Below are 14,093 nucleotides of genomic sequence, written 5' to 3' on the forward strand. Positions count from 1 at the left end.
CGCCGTGGATGCGCCCCGTTGTGCCCTCACCTGATACCGGCCGCGATCCAGGACCGGCGGCTGCGATTGCTCTTCCAGGAGATCCCCATGCCCGGACGTCTTTTCGACAAGGTTGCCATCGTGACGGGTGCCGGCACCGGCATCGGCGAAGCCATTGCGCTCAAGTTCGCCCAGGAAGGCGCGCGTCTTCTCCTCGTCGGCCTGCCGGACGATCCGGTCGAGGATGTGGCGCGGACGATCAACGGGGCTGGCGGGTTCGCGGAAATCTACCTCGGCGATATCGCCGAAGAGCGCCATGCCCAGGCGGCCGTCGAAGCCTGCGTGAGCGCCTATGGACGCATCGACGTGCTCGTCAACAACGCGGGCGTGTTTCTCGCCGTCGCCGAGACGCAGGACTATCCCATCGACAAGTTCGACGAGACGTTTCGCTCGAACGTGCGCTCGGTCTTCCTGATGACGAGGTTCGCTTTGCCGCATCTTCAGGAAACGCACGGCAACATCATCGCCACCGGGTCGGAGGCTGGAATTCTCGGCCATCCGAAGAACACACCCTATGGCGGCACGAAGGCCTTCATCCATTCCTTCATCCGGGGTGTCGCGGCGGAGCAGGTGCCTTACGGCGTGCGCGCCAACTGCGTATGTCCCGGCCCCATCGACACCGCCTGGACGCATCAATCCACGGGGCCGATGGATTCGGAACTCGCCACGATGATCACGCAGGCCACGCCCATGGGCCGGCGCGGCACGCCCGAGGAAGTCGCGAACGTGTTCTGCTTCCTGGCCTCGGACGAGGCGAGCTTCGTCACGGGTGCCCTCTATATGGTGGATGGCGGCATCACGATCTCCAAGGGGCCGGTGGGCACGAAGGCTGCATCGAACTTCAAGAAGCAGCCGCAGGGCAAGCTGCCGACGCGCCATTCCCATGACGGCCTGAAGAACAAGGATTACGAGACCCTGACCTGATCGGGCGCTATCGCCAACGGCCTCAGCCGTTCTGCAGGACCTTCTCCGCAGGGGCGAGCACGTTCAGCCTCTCGGATTCCTCGGCCTTGTAGAGGCGCTGGGTATCCGTGATGTAATCGCGCACGATGGGCGCGGCGTCGCGCTTGCGGGCCAGCTGCATATGGAAGACGAGCTGGCTGCCTGTCGTGAACATGGTCTCGGCGCTGATGAGATAGAACTCGAACATGCGGCAGAAGCGTTCGTCGTACATCGCGGCGATCTTCTCCCGGTTCGCCTCGAAGCGCCGATGCCAATGGTTGAGCGTCTTGGCATAGTGCAGGCGCAGGAACTCGAGATCCGTCACCCATAACTGGTTCTGTTCGACGACGGGGAACACCTCCGACAGGGCAGGGGAGTATGCGCCCGGGAAGATGTACTTGCGCAGCCAGGGGCTCGCGGTGCCGGGCGGGCTCATCTTGCCGATGGAGTGCAGCACCATCAATCCGTCATCGTCGAGCAGCGCGTTGACCTTCTTGAAGAACTCGCCGTAATGGTGAACGCCCACATGCTCGAACATGCCAACAGACACGATGCGGTCGAACTTCTTCTCGGCCTTTCGATAATCGAGAAGTTCGAAGCGTACGCGGTTCGAGAGGCCCGCGCGACGGGCCTTTTCGTTGGACAATTCGTACTGCTCCTTCGACAGCGTGACGCCCGTTACGTCCACGTCCTCCATCGCGGCGAGATAGAGGGCGAGATCACCCCAGCCGCTGCCGATGTCGAGAATCTTCAAGCCGGGCTTGAGCTGCAGCTTCGAGGCGATGAGCCGGAGCTTGTTCTGCTGCGCCTCCTCCAGCGTGTCGTCATCATTGATGAAATAGGCGCAGGAATACTGCATGCCCTTGTCGAGGAAGAGTCTGTAGAAGTCGTTCCCAAGGTCGTAATGGTGCGCCACGTTCTGTTGCGCCTTGCCGACGGGGTTCGCCTGCTGGAAGCGTTTCACGGTCCGTGAGATGCGCTTCAGCACATTCTGGAGCGGGTAGTTCGCCAGGGTCGAACGGTTCATCGAAAAGAGATTGAGGAAGTCCCGCAAGGTCGAGCCGTCCTCGAAGCTCATGCGCCCGTCCATATAGGCTTCGCCCGCATGCAGTTCCGGGTTGAGGAAGAGCTTGTGATAAAGCGAGCGGTCCGTCAGGCGCATGGTGACGCTCGGTCCCGGCTTCGTGCCACCGAAGACGTGCACGCCGCCCTCCGCATCGACCACCTTCAGGGTCCCGGTGCGAATGAAGGATTTCAGCATATGGGACAACGGGAACATCGGCACCTCTGGTGATTGTTCGTCGGACCGGATGGTTCCACAGTTGCGCGCGGGTGGCTAGAGGCTAAACGGCCAGATCAGAATGAGTCTAAAGTGCAGGAATGACAGCCGAATTCGGGAACAACCCGGAATCGCTCTTGTTGGAAGGCTGACGCTCGTGGGGTGAGCGTCGCCCCACCATCCATCGAACAGGAGCAGCCGATGTTCTTCCGTCAGAAGCAGATGGCCTATCATGCCAAGCCTGAAAGACCTGATCCGCTCTTCGCCAAGATGCTTCAGGAGCCCCTCGGCGGCCAATGGGGCGAGATGAGCGTGATGATGACCTACCTGTTTCAGGGATGGAATTGCCGCGGTCCGCAGAAGTACAAAGACATGATCATGGATATCGGCACCGAGGAAATCGGCCATGTGGAAATGCTCGCCACCATGATCGCACGCCTGCTCGAAACCTCGCCGATCGAGCAGCAGGAGGAAATGGCCAAGAACTCCGTGGTCGGCGCCGTCATGGGCGGAGCCCGTGTGGAGGATGCGATCGTGGCCGGCATGAATCCCCAGCAATACATCGTGGCGGGCCTCGGCTCCCGCCCGTCGGACAGCGTCGGAAACCCCTGGAACGCGGCCTATACCATCGCGAGCGGCAACCTCCTCGCCGATTTCCGCTTCAACGTCACGGCCGAGAGCCTGGGCCGCCTGCAGGTGGCCCGCCTCTACAACATGACCAACGACACGGGCGTGCGCGACATGCTCTCGTTCATGCTCGCCCGCGATACCATGCACCAGAACCAGTGGCTCGCGGCGATCAAGGAGCTGGAGGAGGACGGCCTGGAAACGACTCCGGTGCCGTCGAACTTCCCGCAGAACCTGGAGAAGACGGAGGTTGCCTACCAATTCCTCAACCATTCGGAAGGTGTGGAGAGCCAGCAGGGCCGTTGGGCGCAGGGTCCCGCGCCGGATGGGAAGGGCACCTTCACTTATGTCGACCGTCCGCCGGCCTACACGGAAGACGAAGGGCAGCTCAGCCCGATCGATCCGCGCACCTACGGCACACCGGCCGCGCCGGTGCCGCCGGCTGCCGCGGAGTGATTACTTGTAAGATCGAGTATTCGACGTCATGCCCGGCCCTGTGCCGGGCATCCACGTCTTGCGAGCCGCAACGGTGCAAAAGACGTAGATGGCCGGGACGAGCCCGGCCATGACGCATAGCGGTTTTTATCCCAAGGCCTCGACGAAGCTGTCCAGCACCATCTTCCGGCCCGCCTTGTCGAACTCGACGGTGAGCTTGTTGCCGTCCACAGCCTCGATGGTTCCCGGGCCGAACTTGGTGTGGAGGACGCGTCCTCCCACGGCGAAGCCCGAGCCGCCGGTGGATTTGGCCACCAACTCGCCCTCGATCAGCATCGGCCCGCGCCTGTCGCCCGAGCGGCGGGCGGAATAGCCGCCGTCTTCGCTTGAGGCGCGATGCGCCTGGGCGCGCTGCCAGCCGGGCGTCTGGTAGGAGGAGCCGCTGAACGGCTGCATGCGGTCGAAGCGGGATCCACCGCCATAGCCGCCATAGGAGAAGTTCGCCGGCGCTTCGACGATCTCCACGTTGGTCTCGGGAAGGTCGTCGACGAAGCGGCTCGGAACGGTCGAGTTCCACAGGCCGTGGATGCGACGGTTGGAGGCGAAGTAGATCTTGGCCCGGCGTCGCGCGCGGGTGAGGCCCACATGTGCGAGGCGACGCTCTTCCTCGAGGCCGGCGCGGCCGCTCTCGTCGAGCGCGCGCTGGTTCGGGAACAGGCCTTCCTCCCATCCGGGCAGGAAGACCGTGTCGAATTCCAGGCCCTTGGCCGCATGAAGCGTCATGAGGCTCACGCGCTCGGCCGTGTCGCTTTCGTTGGCCTCCATGACCAGGGATACATGCTCGAGGAAGCTCTGCAGATCGGGGAACTCCTCCATGGAGCGCACGAGTTCCTTGAGGTTCTCCAGGCGTCCCGCAGCATCGGCCGATTTGTCCTTCTGCCACATGTCGGTGTAGCCGGATTCCTCAAGCACGGTCTGCGCGACCTCCGACTGCGTCATGGTCTCGGAGAGCTTCGACCAGCGGCCGAAGGAGATCAGGAGATCGCGCAGCGTGGCGCGGGGTTTGGGCTTCAGCTCGTCGGTCTCGACGATGAAGCGCGCGGCTTCCGTCAAAGGGACGCGGGCCGCGCGGGCGTGGTTGTGCAGCACCTGGATCGTGGCATCGCCCAGGCCGCGCTTGGGCGTGTTCACGATCCGCTCGAAGGCGAGATCGTCCGCCGGCTGGTTGACGACGCGAAGATAGGCCAGGGCATCGCGGATTTCCGCGCGCTCGTAGAAGCGTGGGCCGCCGATGACGCGGTAGGGCACGCCGAGCGTCACCAGCCGGTCTTCGATCTCGCGCATCTGGGCCGAGATGCGCACCAGGATGGCGATCTCGGAGAGAGGGTGCTTCTTGGCGTGAAAAGCCTCGATCTCCTCGCCGATGAGGCGGGCTTCGTCTTCGGAATCCCAGGCGCCGGTGATCGTCACCTTTTCGCCCGGCTCGTCCTCCGTTCGCAGGGTCTTGCCGAGCCGGCCCTGGTTCTTGGCGATGAGGCCGGAGGCGGCGGAGAGGATGTGACCGGTGGAGCGATAATTGCGCTCCAGGCGGATCACGGTCGCGCCGGGGAAGTCGTGTTCGAAGCGCAGGATGTTGTCGACCTCGGCACCGCGCCAGCCATAGATCGACTGGTCGTCGTCGCCGACGCAGCACAGGTTCTTGCGCGCCTGGGCGAGCAGCCTCAGCCAGAGATACTGGGCGACGTTGGTGTCCTGGTACTCGTCCACCAGCATGTAGCGGAACCGGTTCTGGTACTGTTCCAGGATGTCCGGATGCTCGCGCCACAGGCGCAGGCATTCGAGCAGGAGGTCTCCGAAATCGACCGCGTTGAGGACCTTCAGCCGCTCCTGGTAGGCGCGGTAGAGCCGCCCGCCCTTGCCGTTCGCGAAGGCGCCGGCTTCACCGGCCGGCACCTGGTCGGGTCCCAGCCCCCGGTTCTTCCAGCCGTCGATATGGGATGCGAGCTGGCGCGCGGGCCACCGCTTTTCGTCGATCCCCTCCGCCTCGATCACCTGCTTCATCAGGCGCAGCTGATCGTCCGTGCCGAGAATGGTGAAGTCGGAGCGCAGACCGACCAGCTCCGCATGGCGGCGCAGGATCTTGGTGCCGATGGAGTGGAAGGTGCCGAGCCATTGCATGCCCTCGGCCACCTCACCGATAACATGGCTGATGCGTTCGCGCATTTCCCGCGCCGCCTTGTTCGTGAAGGTCACGGCGAGGATTTGCCACGGCTGGGCCTTACCGGTGGCAATCAGGTGCGCGATCCGGGTGGTCAGCACGCGGGTCTTGCCGGTGCCGGCGCCCGCCAGCACCAGAACGGGTCCTTCCGTGGCTTCGACGGCGGCGCGCTGCTCCGGGTTCAGCCCGTTCAAATAGGGCGATTGCGGCGCGACGGCCGCACGGGCGCGGGCGCTCAAGGAGCCGGCTGCCGGTTCGTGAGCGAGGCTGTCCTGCGGGTCGGGGCGGTTATCGGAGTGATTCATCGGCGGGACCATGGATCAAAAGGCGAACGGCGTCGAGCCTGAAGTCCTGTCGATCCTGCCGCAGGCGCGAACTTCCAGGCTCGGCCTCATTGTCGAAAAGGGCGCTCATCGCCATATGGGGTAAGTAGGCCTGAAGAGGAATGACCCATGCGTTTCATGGTGGCCGTCGCCATCGTCTCGAGCCTTTCCCTGCCTCTGGCCGCATCGGCCTGGGCGCAGACCCGTCTGCCGCGCACGAGCCCGGCGGAGCGGAGCACGGACCAGATCAACCGGCGGATTCAACAGGATCAGCAGATCCTGGGGGTTGAGCAGGACGTCCAGAGCAAAAGCAACCAGATCCGGCAGAATATAGACCGGGACCGTCTTTTCGCTCCCCGGTATGTCCCGCCGATGCCGCGCTCCGGCTGCGGACCCGGCAGAGGGTGCTAATGGCGTGTGCCTGAGGCCGATAGGGCGTCCTGAAACTCGGGTTTGTGCGGGATGCCGATGATGCGGCCCAGGGCCTGAGGCCGTGTCAGCCGGGCATGCGTAGTCTTCATGACGGCGAGATTGGCTGCGATCTCGTCCGGGAAGGGGCAGACCTTCCTGGTTTCCAGATCTACATGGAGAGACAGGCCTTCCATGGCGGCGGCAACCCAGCCCTCGTTGGCGTGACGAATCTCCAGGTAGTAGTGGATCCGCTTTTCGTCGAAATCGACCAGCTGCAGCGTTACCCGCACCTGGTCGTGCAGCTTCAGTTCGCGCTTGTAGGTGGTGTGGATCTCGGCCGCGAAGAAGGATGCCCTGCGCTTCTCCATGTATTCGTGACCCAGGCCGACCAGGCTGAAGCCTTCCTCCACGGCCCGGTCGAAGAGCACATGGTAATAGGCCATGTTCATGTGGCCGTTATAATCGATCCATGCAGGCTCGACCCGCATCGTGGAGGACACGAAGGGTGCGAAGAAAAAGACGGGCGTCCGCTTCTCCATGGTCAGGCTTGTCCTTCAATGCCGCTCAGGTGACTGTCCCTTCCTCCGACAGGAATAAATGTTAGCACGTTCGTTTCGCTTGTGCAGCAGGGGTGCGGCATCTTTCTCATCCGGAGTGTTGCCTTTGCAACGGTTCTGGTAGCTATGAACGGAACAAGCATCATAACCGGATCTGAAGCCTCCATGAATGCCACGCAAGCGAATGCCCGCCTGAAAACGACGGATGCCGCCATTGCCGCCCTGACGAGCGAACTGTCGCAGCATTTCGGCGACCGGGTCGCGACCTCGGCTGCCGTGCGGGAGCAGCATGGGCATACCCTGACCTGGGTGAAGAACCAGCCGCCGGACATCGTGGTCTATCCGCGGACGACGGGAGAAGTGTCGGAGATCGTCAAACTCTGCGCTGCTCATGGGGTTCCGGTCATTCCCTATGGAACCGGCACATCGCTGGAAGGGCATATCAATGCGCCGTACGGTGGAGTTACCATCGATCTCAGCCTGATGAAGCGCATCATCGCCGTCCACGACGAGGATCTGGACTGCGTGGTTGAGGCAGGGGTGACCCGCAAGGAGCTGAACGAGTATCTTCGCGACAAGGGCCTGTTCTTCCCCATCGATCCGGGCGCGGATGCCTCCATCGGCGGCATGGTCGCGACCAGGGCCTCCGGCACCAACGCGGTCCGCTACGGAACCATGAAGGACGTGGTCCTGGCCCTGACCGTCGTGCTGCCCAACGGCGAGATCGTGAAGACGGCGAGCCGAGCCAAGAAGAGCTCGGCGGGTTACGACCTGACCCGGCTTATGATCGGTTCGGAGGGAACGCTCGGGATCGTCACCGAGATCACCCTGAAGCTCCATGGGATCCCGGAGGCGATTTCGGCCGGGATCTGCCCATTCCCCTCGGTTAAGGCAGCCTGCGACGCGGTGATCATGACGATCCAGACCGGCATCCCGGTGGCGCGCATCGAGCTGCTCGACGAAGTCCAAGTGCGGGCGGTCAACCTTCACTCCAAGCTGACCCTGCCGGAGAGCCCGCTGCTGCTGTTGGAATTCCACGGTTCCGAGGCGGGCGTGCAGGAGCAGGCGGAGCGCTTCGGCGAGATCGCGACCGAGTTCGGCGGCGGGCCGTTCGAATGGGCGACGAAGCCCGAGGACCGCTCGCGCCTCTGGCAGGCCCGGCACGATGCCTATTGGGCGGCCAAGGGCCTGCGGCCGGGCGCCCAATCGGTGGCGACCGACGTCTGCGTGCCGATCTCCCGCCTGGCCGAATGCGTTGACGCCACCAAGCAGGACATCCTGGAAAGCGGCCTCGTGGCGCCCATCGTAGGCCATGTGGGCGATGGCAATTTCCACGTCCAGCCGCTGGTGAACGCGGACGATCCGGCCGAGGTCGAAGCCTGCGAGGCCTTCGTCGACCGGCTGGTGCGCCGGGCGGTCGCCATGGAGGGGACCTGCACGGGCGAGCATGGCGTAGGCCAGAAGAAGATGAAGTACCTGGAAGTGGAGCATGGGCCGGCCGCGCTCGACCTCATGCGCGTCTTGAAACAGGCCATCGATCCCCACAACATCATGAACCCGGGCAAGATCGTCGTGCTGTGACGGTGGAACACTTTGACGGTGGAACACACGGATCAGCGCTCCCGGTTCCCATCATCATGGGATAAGGACGTGTCACCGTAACGGAGAGAAGGCGGCCTCTTGCGCGATATCCTGACGATCATCGCCTCCATCGTGATCCTGATCCTGGCGGTCGCCGTGGCGGCGCCTCCCTTTATCAGCTGGGAGGCTTACCGCGACACGATCGACGGGATGATCTCGCGCGCTTCCGGTACGGAGGCCCGGACCGAGGGCGATATCGGCATCCGCCTTCTACCCGCCCCGAAGGTTACCCTCGGGCGCCTGCGGCTCGGCGGCAAAACGCCGGATTCTCCCGTCCTGACAGCCGATGGCGTCCGAGCGGAGGGGGCTCTGACGCCGCTCCTGAAGGGTGACGTGCGCTTTACGGAAACGCGGGTCGCCCGGGCCGATATCCGCATTCCGGTTGCCGGAGACGGCGAATGGCGCTTGCCGCCGGATCTGGTGTCGGGCAGCGGCCGGGCCCGCGAATGGGCCATCGAGAATCTTAGCGTGGCCCAGCTCCTCGTCACGACCCAAAGCGCGAGCACGGGGCGCACGAACCAGGCCTTCGCCGAGAACGTCTCCATCGAAGGCCAGAAGCTGATCGGCCCCTGGCGGGTCGAGGGCACGACCTCCGGCGTTCCCTTCCGCTTGGTCACGGGAGAGCTTGCCGAGGACAAGAGCGTCCAGGTCAAGCTGTCGGGCGGGGGCGACATCTATCCCCGCTTCGATCTCGATGCCCGGCTCGGGCTTGCCGAGGGAACCGGCGAGGCCACGACGCCGCAGGTTTCCGGCAAGGCCAAGGTCCTGTTCGGCCCGCCGGCGCAGATCGCCGCCGCCGGCATTCCGATCCCCATCGTGGTCGAGACCGAGTTCAAGACGGCGCCGGGCGCCGTCGAGCTCGGTCCGGTGAGCCTGGAGGCAGGGGAGGGCGGGGCGGGCCTGCGCATGACCGGCGAGGGACGGATCGGGCTCAACGACCCGCGCATCTCCCTGAAGCTCGAAGGCCGCCGGCTCGATGCGGACAGTTTCATCCTGTCCGGAAACGGACAGGATTTTAAGAGCAGGCTCGCCCAATGGTCGCTCCCCCTGGTCCGAGTGCCGATCGATCTCGACCTCAAGATCGACAGCATCGGCCTCGGCCAGGAGGACCTGTCGAATGCCGCCCTGCGCCTGTCGCTCGACACGGGCCGGGCGATTCTCGACCGGATCGAGTTCAATGCCCCGGGCGAGACGCGGGTCGCCCTCGAGGGCGAGCTCGGCCTGACGACCCAGGGCGGCATCAACGGCAAGGTGGCGCTGGCCTCCAACGCATCCGACCGCCTGGCCCGGTATCTCGACCGCATCGGCATCAAGTCGCCCCTGCTCAGGGCGTTCGACGGACGTCCGCTCGAAGCATCGTCGGAAGTCGCCTTCTCGAACCCCGTGCTCTCCTTCAACCGCCTGCGGCTGAAGACGGGCGAGTCGGTCCTGACCGGGAATGCCCGCTATACCGCGCCCGAGGCCGACGAGCGCGGCAAGCTGGAGGCCCAGGTCGCGATCCAGAGCCTGAATCTCGACGACCTGCCGCAGGTCTCCAGCGTCTTCCAGGCCACCGAGAATCTCGATGTCGGCTTTATCCTCGACGCGCGCGGGGTCAGCGCCGGGAAGAGCCCTCCCACCGGCCGGATCTCGGCCAGGATCCTGTCCGACGGGCCGGCGCTTCTCGTCGAAACCCTCGATATCGTCGATCTCGCCGGGGCCAACGCCCGAGTGAGGGGCCGCATTGCGCCGGACGGCTCGGGACAGATCACCGGCAAGGTAACAGCCCAGCGCGCCAGCCCTCTGGTCGACCTGATGGGACGCGTATGGATCGGCGGGATCTCCAAACTCGTGCCCACGTTCGTGCGCGAGGGCGCGCTCGATCTGGATGTCACGTCGGAGCGGGTCGTGCCGCCTCCGGGCTCGACCGAATTGCGGCTGCGCACGACCGCCAAGGGACGCCTGGCCGGCGGGCCGTTCGAGGGCCAGGTGGAATCCGTCGACGGGCGGACCCAGAGCCTCACCATGGCCTTGTCCGCCGACAATACGGGGCGCTGGGTCAACCGGGCGAACATGGCGGGCCTCAACCGGCTCTCAAGGGTCGATCTGCGCGGGGTCCGCGTCGGTTCCGGCCTGTTCAACGTCACTCTCGCCGGCGACATCGCCGGCGCCAAGGTGGCAACGACGCGCCCCTTTGCCCTGAGTGAGGCGGACGATGTGGTGGACAGCGGCGAGGTCGAGGTGTCGACGCCGGACATCACCCCCTTTCTGCTCCTGTTGGGCGATGGCGCGGGCGTCGCGCCGCCGGTCCCCGTAACCGGACGCGTCTCTCTCGGCCGGGAGCGCGGCGCGACCCTCCTCGACGTCAACGGCAAGGTGTCGAACGACAACGTGCAGGCGCGCCTCGTGATGGCGTCCCGGTCTGACATCAGCGGCGAGGTGTCCCTGGGACGGTTGTCCCTGCCATGGCTCGTGGCGGCCCTGTCGCTGAACGTGCCGGGCGATGCCAACGCCACGGCCATCTGGTCCACGGCCCGCTTCGGCCAGAGCGGACGCCTCGTTACCGGCGGGCAGGTCAATGTCCGGGTTGGAACGCTCGAACTCGGGCGCGGTCTCCAGGCTAGCCGCGCGTCCTTCGTGGTCGGAGCGCAGGCAGACGGCATTTCCATCCGCAACCTCGATGCCGTGATCGGTTCCGGACGGATGACCGGCTCGGCCACCATCACCCGGCAGGAGGGAACGGCAACCATCGTCGGCGACGGCACCCTGGAGAAGGTGCCTCTGTGGACACTCACCGGCGCCTCGCCCTTCGAGGCGGTCCTGTCCGGTCCGCTGCGGTTCGGGTCTGTGGGCACGAGCCTGTCCGAACTCGTAGCCAATCTCGGCGGCGCCGGCGAGTGGCAGGTCACGAATCTTCGCCTTCCCGCAGCCGATCCGTCCGTGTTCGACCGGGCGCTCAAGCGGGCGCTGGCCGAGAACGATCCTCTGGCCGAGGGCAAGACGGAAGCGATTTTCGGGATCGAGCTCGGGCGGGGGCCGCTCAACGCCGCCCCGGTCAAAACTTCGGCGGCGCTCGTCGGCGGCCTGCTGCGCCTCTCGCCTTTCGTGGCCGAGAGCGGGGCGGCCAGCTGGCAGGGCGCGGTCACCTATGACCTGAAGACCCTGCAGCTCGACGCGCGCGGGGCCCTCGTGGCCAAGTCCTCGCCGCCCGAATGGGTTGGGGCGCCGCCCTCTGTCGGCCTCAACTGGCAGGGCTCCCTGTCGGCGCCCGTCCGCCAAATCGATGCGGGACCGTTCCGCAACGGCCTTGCGGCCATCGTGCTCAAGCGCGAGCTGGAAAAGATCGAAGCGTTCGAGCGGGCGGCCGCCGAGCGCCAGCGCCAGCTCGATACGCAGCGGGAGGCCGAGAGGCAGAGGGCCAAGGCGGCCGAGGAGGAGGCGCTTCGCCAGGAGCGGGCCAGGACCGAGGCCGAGCGCGCCCGCCGGGATGCGGAGCGCCTGCAATCCGAGCAGCAGAACCAGCCGGAGGAGGAGCCTGCCCCGTCGCCGACCTCCGCGCCGCCCTTGAACCCGCCGGTCCGGATCGGCCCGCCACCCTCGGTCTACGGGGCTCCGCCGGTCCGGTGAGGGTAACCTCCGTTCGTTCGTTAGGGACGACACCCTCACTGTCATCACCGGCCTTGTGCCGGTGATCTCGATTGTTTGAAGCTCAGCGCTCAACCGTATCAGGATGGCCGGGACGAGCCCGGGCATGACATTGGAGCAGATGACCGGCGCCTAAGCCGACACGGCACGATCCGGGGACGCCGTCTCCAGCCGTTGGCGCAGGTCGGTCAGGACGAAGACCCGGATCGCGGAGGAGAGGTTCTGGTCGCCCCGCTCCGCGTCGATGCGCCCTATCAGCGCCTGGACGGACATCCTGTCCCGCTCGGCGATTTCCCGCAGCGAGGCCCAGAAAGGGTCTTCGAGAGAAATGCTCGTCCGGTGGCCGGCGATGGAGACGGAGCGCTTCACGACGGCGAAGCCCATGTCACGGCTTCTCGGGTTCGTCGCGCCTGTGCTGGTCGAGGCGGCTCTTCGCCAGATCCTGCTCGGCTTTGGTCAGGTTCTTCTCGGCCTTGGTGCGGCCGAACGCGACGCGGTTTTCGTTGGCGCGGACCTCTTTCTCGGTCCGCGCCTTCTGCTTGCGCGCCTGGCGCAGATTGATGATCTCGGCCATGGCGCCTCTTGTCGCTTACTCGCCCGGCTGAAGCATGGTCTCCGGGCGCACGACCGCGTGGAAGTGGTCTTCCGCGACGCCGGCCTTGAGAGCCTCTTCCTTCAGGGTCGTGCCGTTCTTGTGCGCCGACTTGGCGATGGCGGCCGCCTTGTCGTAGCCGATGGACGGAGCCAGCGCCGTCACGAGCATCAGCGAGCGCTGCATCAGCTCGCTGAGGCGCTCCCGGTTCGGCTCGATGCCGACGACGCAGTTGTCGGTGAAGCTGATCGCACCGTCCGCGAGCAGGCGGATCGACTGCAGGACGGCATTCGCCATCACCGGCTTGAACACGTTGAGCTCGAAATGGCCCTGGCTGCCGGCGAAGGTCACCGTGGTCTGGTTGCCTGCCACCTGACAGCACAGCATCGTCAAGGCTTCCGCCTGGGTCGGGTTCACCTTGCCGGGCATGATCGACGAGCCGGGCTCGTTCTCGGGAAGGGAAATCTCACCGATGCCCGAGCGCGGGCCCGAACCCATGAGACGGATGTCGTTGGCGATCTTGAACAGGCCGGCGGCGAGGCTCGACAGGGCACCATGGGTGTAGACGAGCGCATCGTGGGCGGCGAGCGCCTCGAACTTGTTGGCGGCCGAAGTGAAGGGCAGGGCCGTCAGCTCCACCACCTTCGAGGCGAAGCGATCCGCGAATTCCGGATGGGCGTTCAGGCCCGTGCCGACAGCCGTGCCGCCCTGGGCAAGCGCATAGATGCCGGGGAGCGTCTGCTCGATGCGGGCGATGCCGAGCTGCACCTGGGCGGCATAGCCGGAGAATTCCTGGCCGAGGGTGACGGGCGTCGCATCCTGCAGGTGCGTGCGGCCGATCTTCACGATGTCCTTGTAGGCTTCCGCCTTGTCGTTCAGCGCCTTGTGCAGGTGCTTGAGGGCGGGGATCAGCCGGTCGTGAATCTCGCGGGCGACCGCGATGTGCATGGCGGTGGGGAACGAGTCGTTCGACGACTGTCCCATGTTCACGTGATCGTTCGGGTGAACCGGCTTCTTGCTGCCGCGCTCGCCGCCGAGGCGCTCGATGGCGAGGTTCGAGAGAACCTCGTTCATGTTCATGTTGGACTGGGTGCCCGACCCGGTCTGGTAGATCACGAGCGGGAATTCGTCGTCATACTTGCCCTGCACCACGTCGGCGGCGGCGCTCGCGATCGCATCGGCGAGGCGCGGCTCCAGCTTGCCCAGATCCTTGTTCACGAGGGCGGCGGCCTGCTTCACGATGGCCAGCGCATGAACGAGCGGAATCGGCATCCTGTCCGTCCCGATGCGGAAGTTCTGAAGCGAACGCTGCGTCTGGGCACCCCAGAGCTTGTCGGCGGGAACGTCGATGGGGCCGAAGGTATCTGTTTCGATGCGGGTTGAGGGCGACATCCTGACCTCTTTC

At 65.3% G+C, this 14,093-nt stretch carries 11 protein-coding genes; 5 read left to right on the plus strand and 6 right to left on the minus strand.

What is annotated here, in order from left to right:
- Positions 1-87 precede the first annotated feature (87 nt).
- Positions 88-963 (plus strand): SDR family NAD(P)-dependent oxidoreductase, encoded by an 876-nt coding sequence (locus H0S73_RS09510; protein WP_181051941.1) that lies wholly within the window; start codon positions 88-90, stop codon positions 961-963.
- Between the two features lie 22 nt (positions 964-985).
- Here the strand turns inward: H0S73_RS09510 and H0S73_RS09515 are convergent, their stop codons facing one another.
- Positions 986-2,260, minus strand: coding sequence for an SAM-dependent methyltransferase (locus tag H0S73_RS09515; RefSeq protein WP_181051942.1), 1,275 nt, complete (start codon positions 2,258-2,260; stop codon positions 986-988).
- A 201-nt stretch (positions 2,261-2,461) separates the two neighbouring features.
- Between H0S73_RS09515 and H0S73_RS09520 the strand changes: the two genes are divergently transcribed.
- The gene (locus H0S73_RS09520; RefSeq protein ID WP_181051943.1) at positions 2,462-3,343 is read left to right on the plus strand and encodes a manganese catalase; all 882 of its coding nucleotides are present in this window, start codon (positions 2,462-2,464) and stop codon (positions 3,341-3,343) included.
- 126 nt (positions 3,344-3,469) lie between these two features.
- Here H0S73_RS09520 and H0S73_RS09525 read toward each other — a convergent pair whose 3' ends face one another.
- Positions 3,470-5,845, minus strand: a complete 2,376-nt coding sequence (locus tag H0S73_RS09525) for an ATP-dependent helicase (protein WP_181051944.1) — start codon at positions 5,843-5,845, stop codon at positions 3,470-3,472.
- 147 nt (positions 5,846-5,992) lie between these two features.
- On the opposite strand from H0S73_RS09525, the gene H0S73_RS09530 reads away from it, so the two are divergent.
- On the plus strand, positions 5,993-6,274 hold the full coding sequence (locus tag H0S73_RS09530; protein ID WP_181051945.1) for a hypothetical protein: 282 nt from the start codon (positions 5,993-5,995) through the stop codon (positions 6,272-6,274).
- Here the strand turns inward: H0S73_RS09530 and H0S73_RS09535 are convergent.
- Complete coding sequence (locus H0S73_RS09535) at positions 6,271-6,813, minus strand: thioesterase family protein (RefSeq protein ID WP_181051946.1); 543 nt, start codon at positions 6,811-6,813, stop codon at positions 6,271-6,273. The two genes, H0S73_RS09530 and H0S73_RS09535, sit on opposite strands and share 4 nt — an antisense overlap.
- A 183-nt stretch (positions 6,814-6,996) precedes the next feature.
- Here H0S73_RS09535 and H0S73_RS09540 point away from each other — a divergent pair, with 183 nt between their 5' ends.
- Entirely contained in the window at positions 6,997-8,412 is a 1,416-nt protein-coding gene (locus H0S73_RS09540; protein WP_181051947.1) for an FAD-binding oxidoreductase, read from the plus strand.
- A gap of 99 nt (positions 8,413-8,511) precedes the next feature.
- Positions 8,512-12,078, plus strand: a complete 3,567-nt coding sequence (locus H0S73_RS09545) for an AsmA family protein (protein ID WP_181051948.1) — start codon at positions 8,512-8,514, stop codon at positions 12,076-12,078.
- A gap of 150 nt (positions 12,079-12,228) precedes the next feature.
- Here H0S73_RS09545 and H0S73_RS09550 read toward each other — a convergent pair whose 3' ends face one another.
- Genes H0S73_RS09550 through fumC form a run of 3 tightly spaced genes read right to left on the minus strand, consistent with a single transcriptional unit; the run spans position 12,229 to position 14,080 of the window.
- A complete protein-coding gene (locus H0S73_RS09550; protein ID WP_181051949.1) occupies positions 12,229-12,480 on the minus strand; it encodes a ribbon-helix-helix domain-containing protein in 252 nt (83 codons plus the stop codon).
- 1 nt (position 12,481) lies between these two features.
- A complete protein-coding gene (locus tag H0S73_RS09555; RefSeq protein WP_181051950.1) occupies positions 12,482-12,670 on the minus strand; it encodes a DUF4169 family protein in 189 nt (62 codons plus the stop codon).
- 15 nt (positions 12,671-12,685) lie between these two features.
- Positions 12,686-14,080: a class II fumarate hydratase gene (gene fumC / locus H0S73_RS09560; RefSeq protein WP_181051951.1), complete on the minus strand. Its 1,395-nt coding sequence runs from the start codon at positions 14,078-14,080 to the stop codon at positions 12,686-12,688.
- Positions 14,081-14,093 lie beyond the last annotated feature (13 nt).

Source organism: Microvirga mediterraneensis (assembly GCF_013520865.1).
GTDB classification, from domain to species: domain Bacteria; phylum Pseudomonadota; class Alphaproteobacteria; order Rhizobiales; family Beijerinckiaceae; genus Microvirga; species Microvirga mediterraneensis.

Excerpts from the sequence above, each read along its gene's own strand:
- H0S73_RS09510 (WP_181051941.1), top strand. The coding sequence starts at position 88 with ATGCCCGGACGTCTTTTCGACAAGGTTGCCATCGTGACGGGTGCCGGC.
- H0S73_RS09515 (WP_181051942.1), bottom strand. The coding sequence starts at position 2,260 with ATGTTCCCGTTGTCCCATATGCTGAAATCCTTCATTCGCACCGGGACC.
- H0S73_RS09520 (WP_181051943.1), top strand. The coding sequence starts at position 2,462 with ATGTTCTTCCGTCAGAAGCAGATGGCCTATCATGCCAAGCCTGAAAGA.
- H0S73_RS09525 (WP_181051944.1), bottom strand. The coding sequence starts at position 5,845 with ATGAATCACTCCGATAACCGCCCCGACCCGCAGGACAGCCTCGCTCAC.
- H0S73_RS09530 (WP_181051945.1), top strand. The coding sequence starts at position 5,993 with ATGCGTTTCATGGTGGCCGTCGCCATCGTCTCGAGCCTTTCCCTGCCT.
- H0S73_RS09535 (WP_181051946.1), bottom strand. The coding sequence starts at position 6,813 with ATGGAGAAGCGGACGCCCGTCTTTTTCTTCGCACCCTTCGTGTCCTCC.
- H0S73_RS09540 (WP_181051947.1), top strand. The coding sequence starts at position 6,997 with ATGAATGCCACGCAAGCGAATGCCCGCCTGAAAACGACGGATGCCGCC.
- H0S73_RS09550 (WP_181051949.1), bottom strand. The coding sequence starts at position 12,480 with ATGGGCTTCGCCGTCGTGAAGCGCTCCGTCTCCATCGCCGGCCACCGG.
- H0S73_RS09555 (WP_181051950.1), bottom strand. The coding sequence starts at position 12,670 with ATGGCCGAGATCATCAATCTGCGCCAGGCGCGCAAGCAGAAGGCGCGG.
- fumC (WP_181051951.1), bottom strand. The coding sequence starts at position 14,080 with ATGTCGCCCTCAACCCGCATCGAAACAGATACCTTCGGCCCCATCGAC.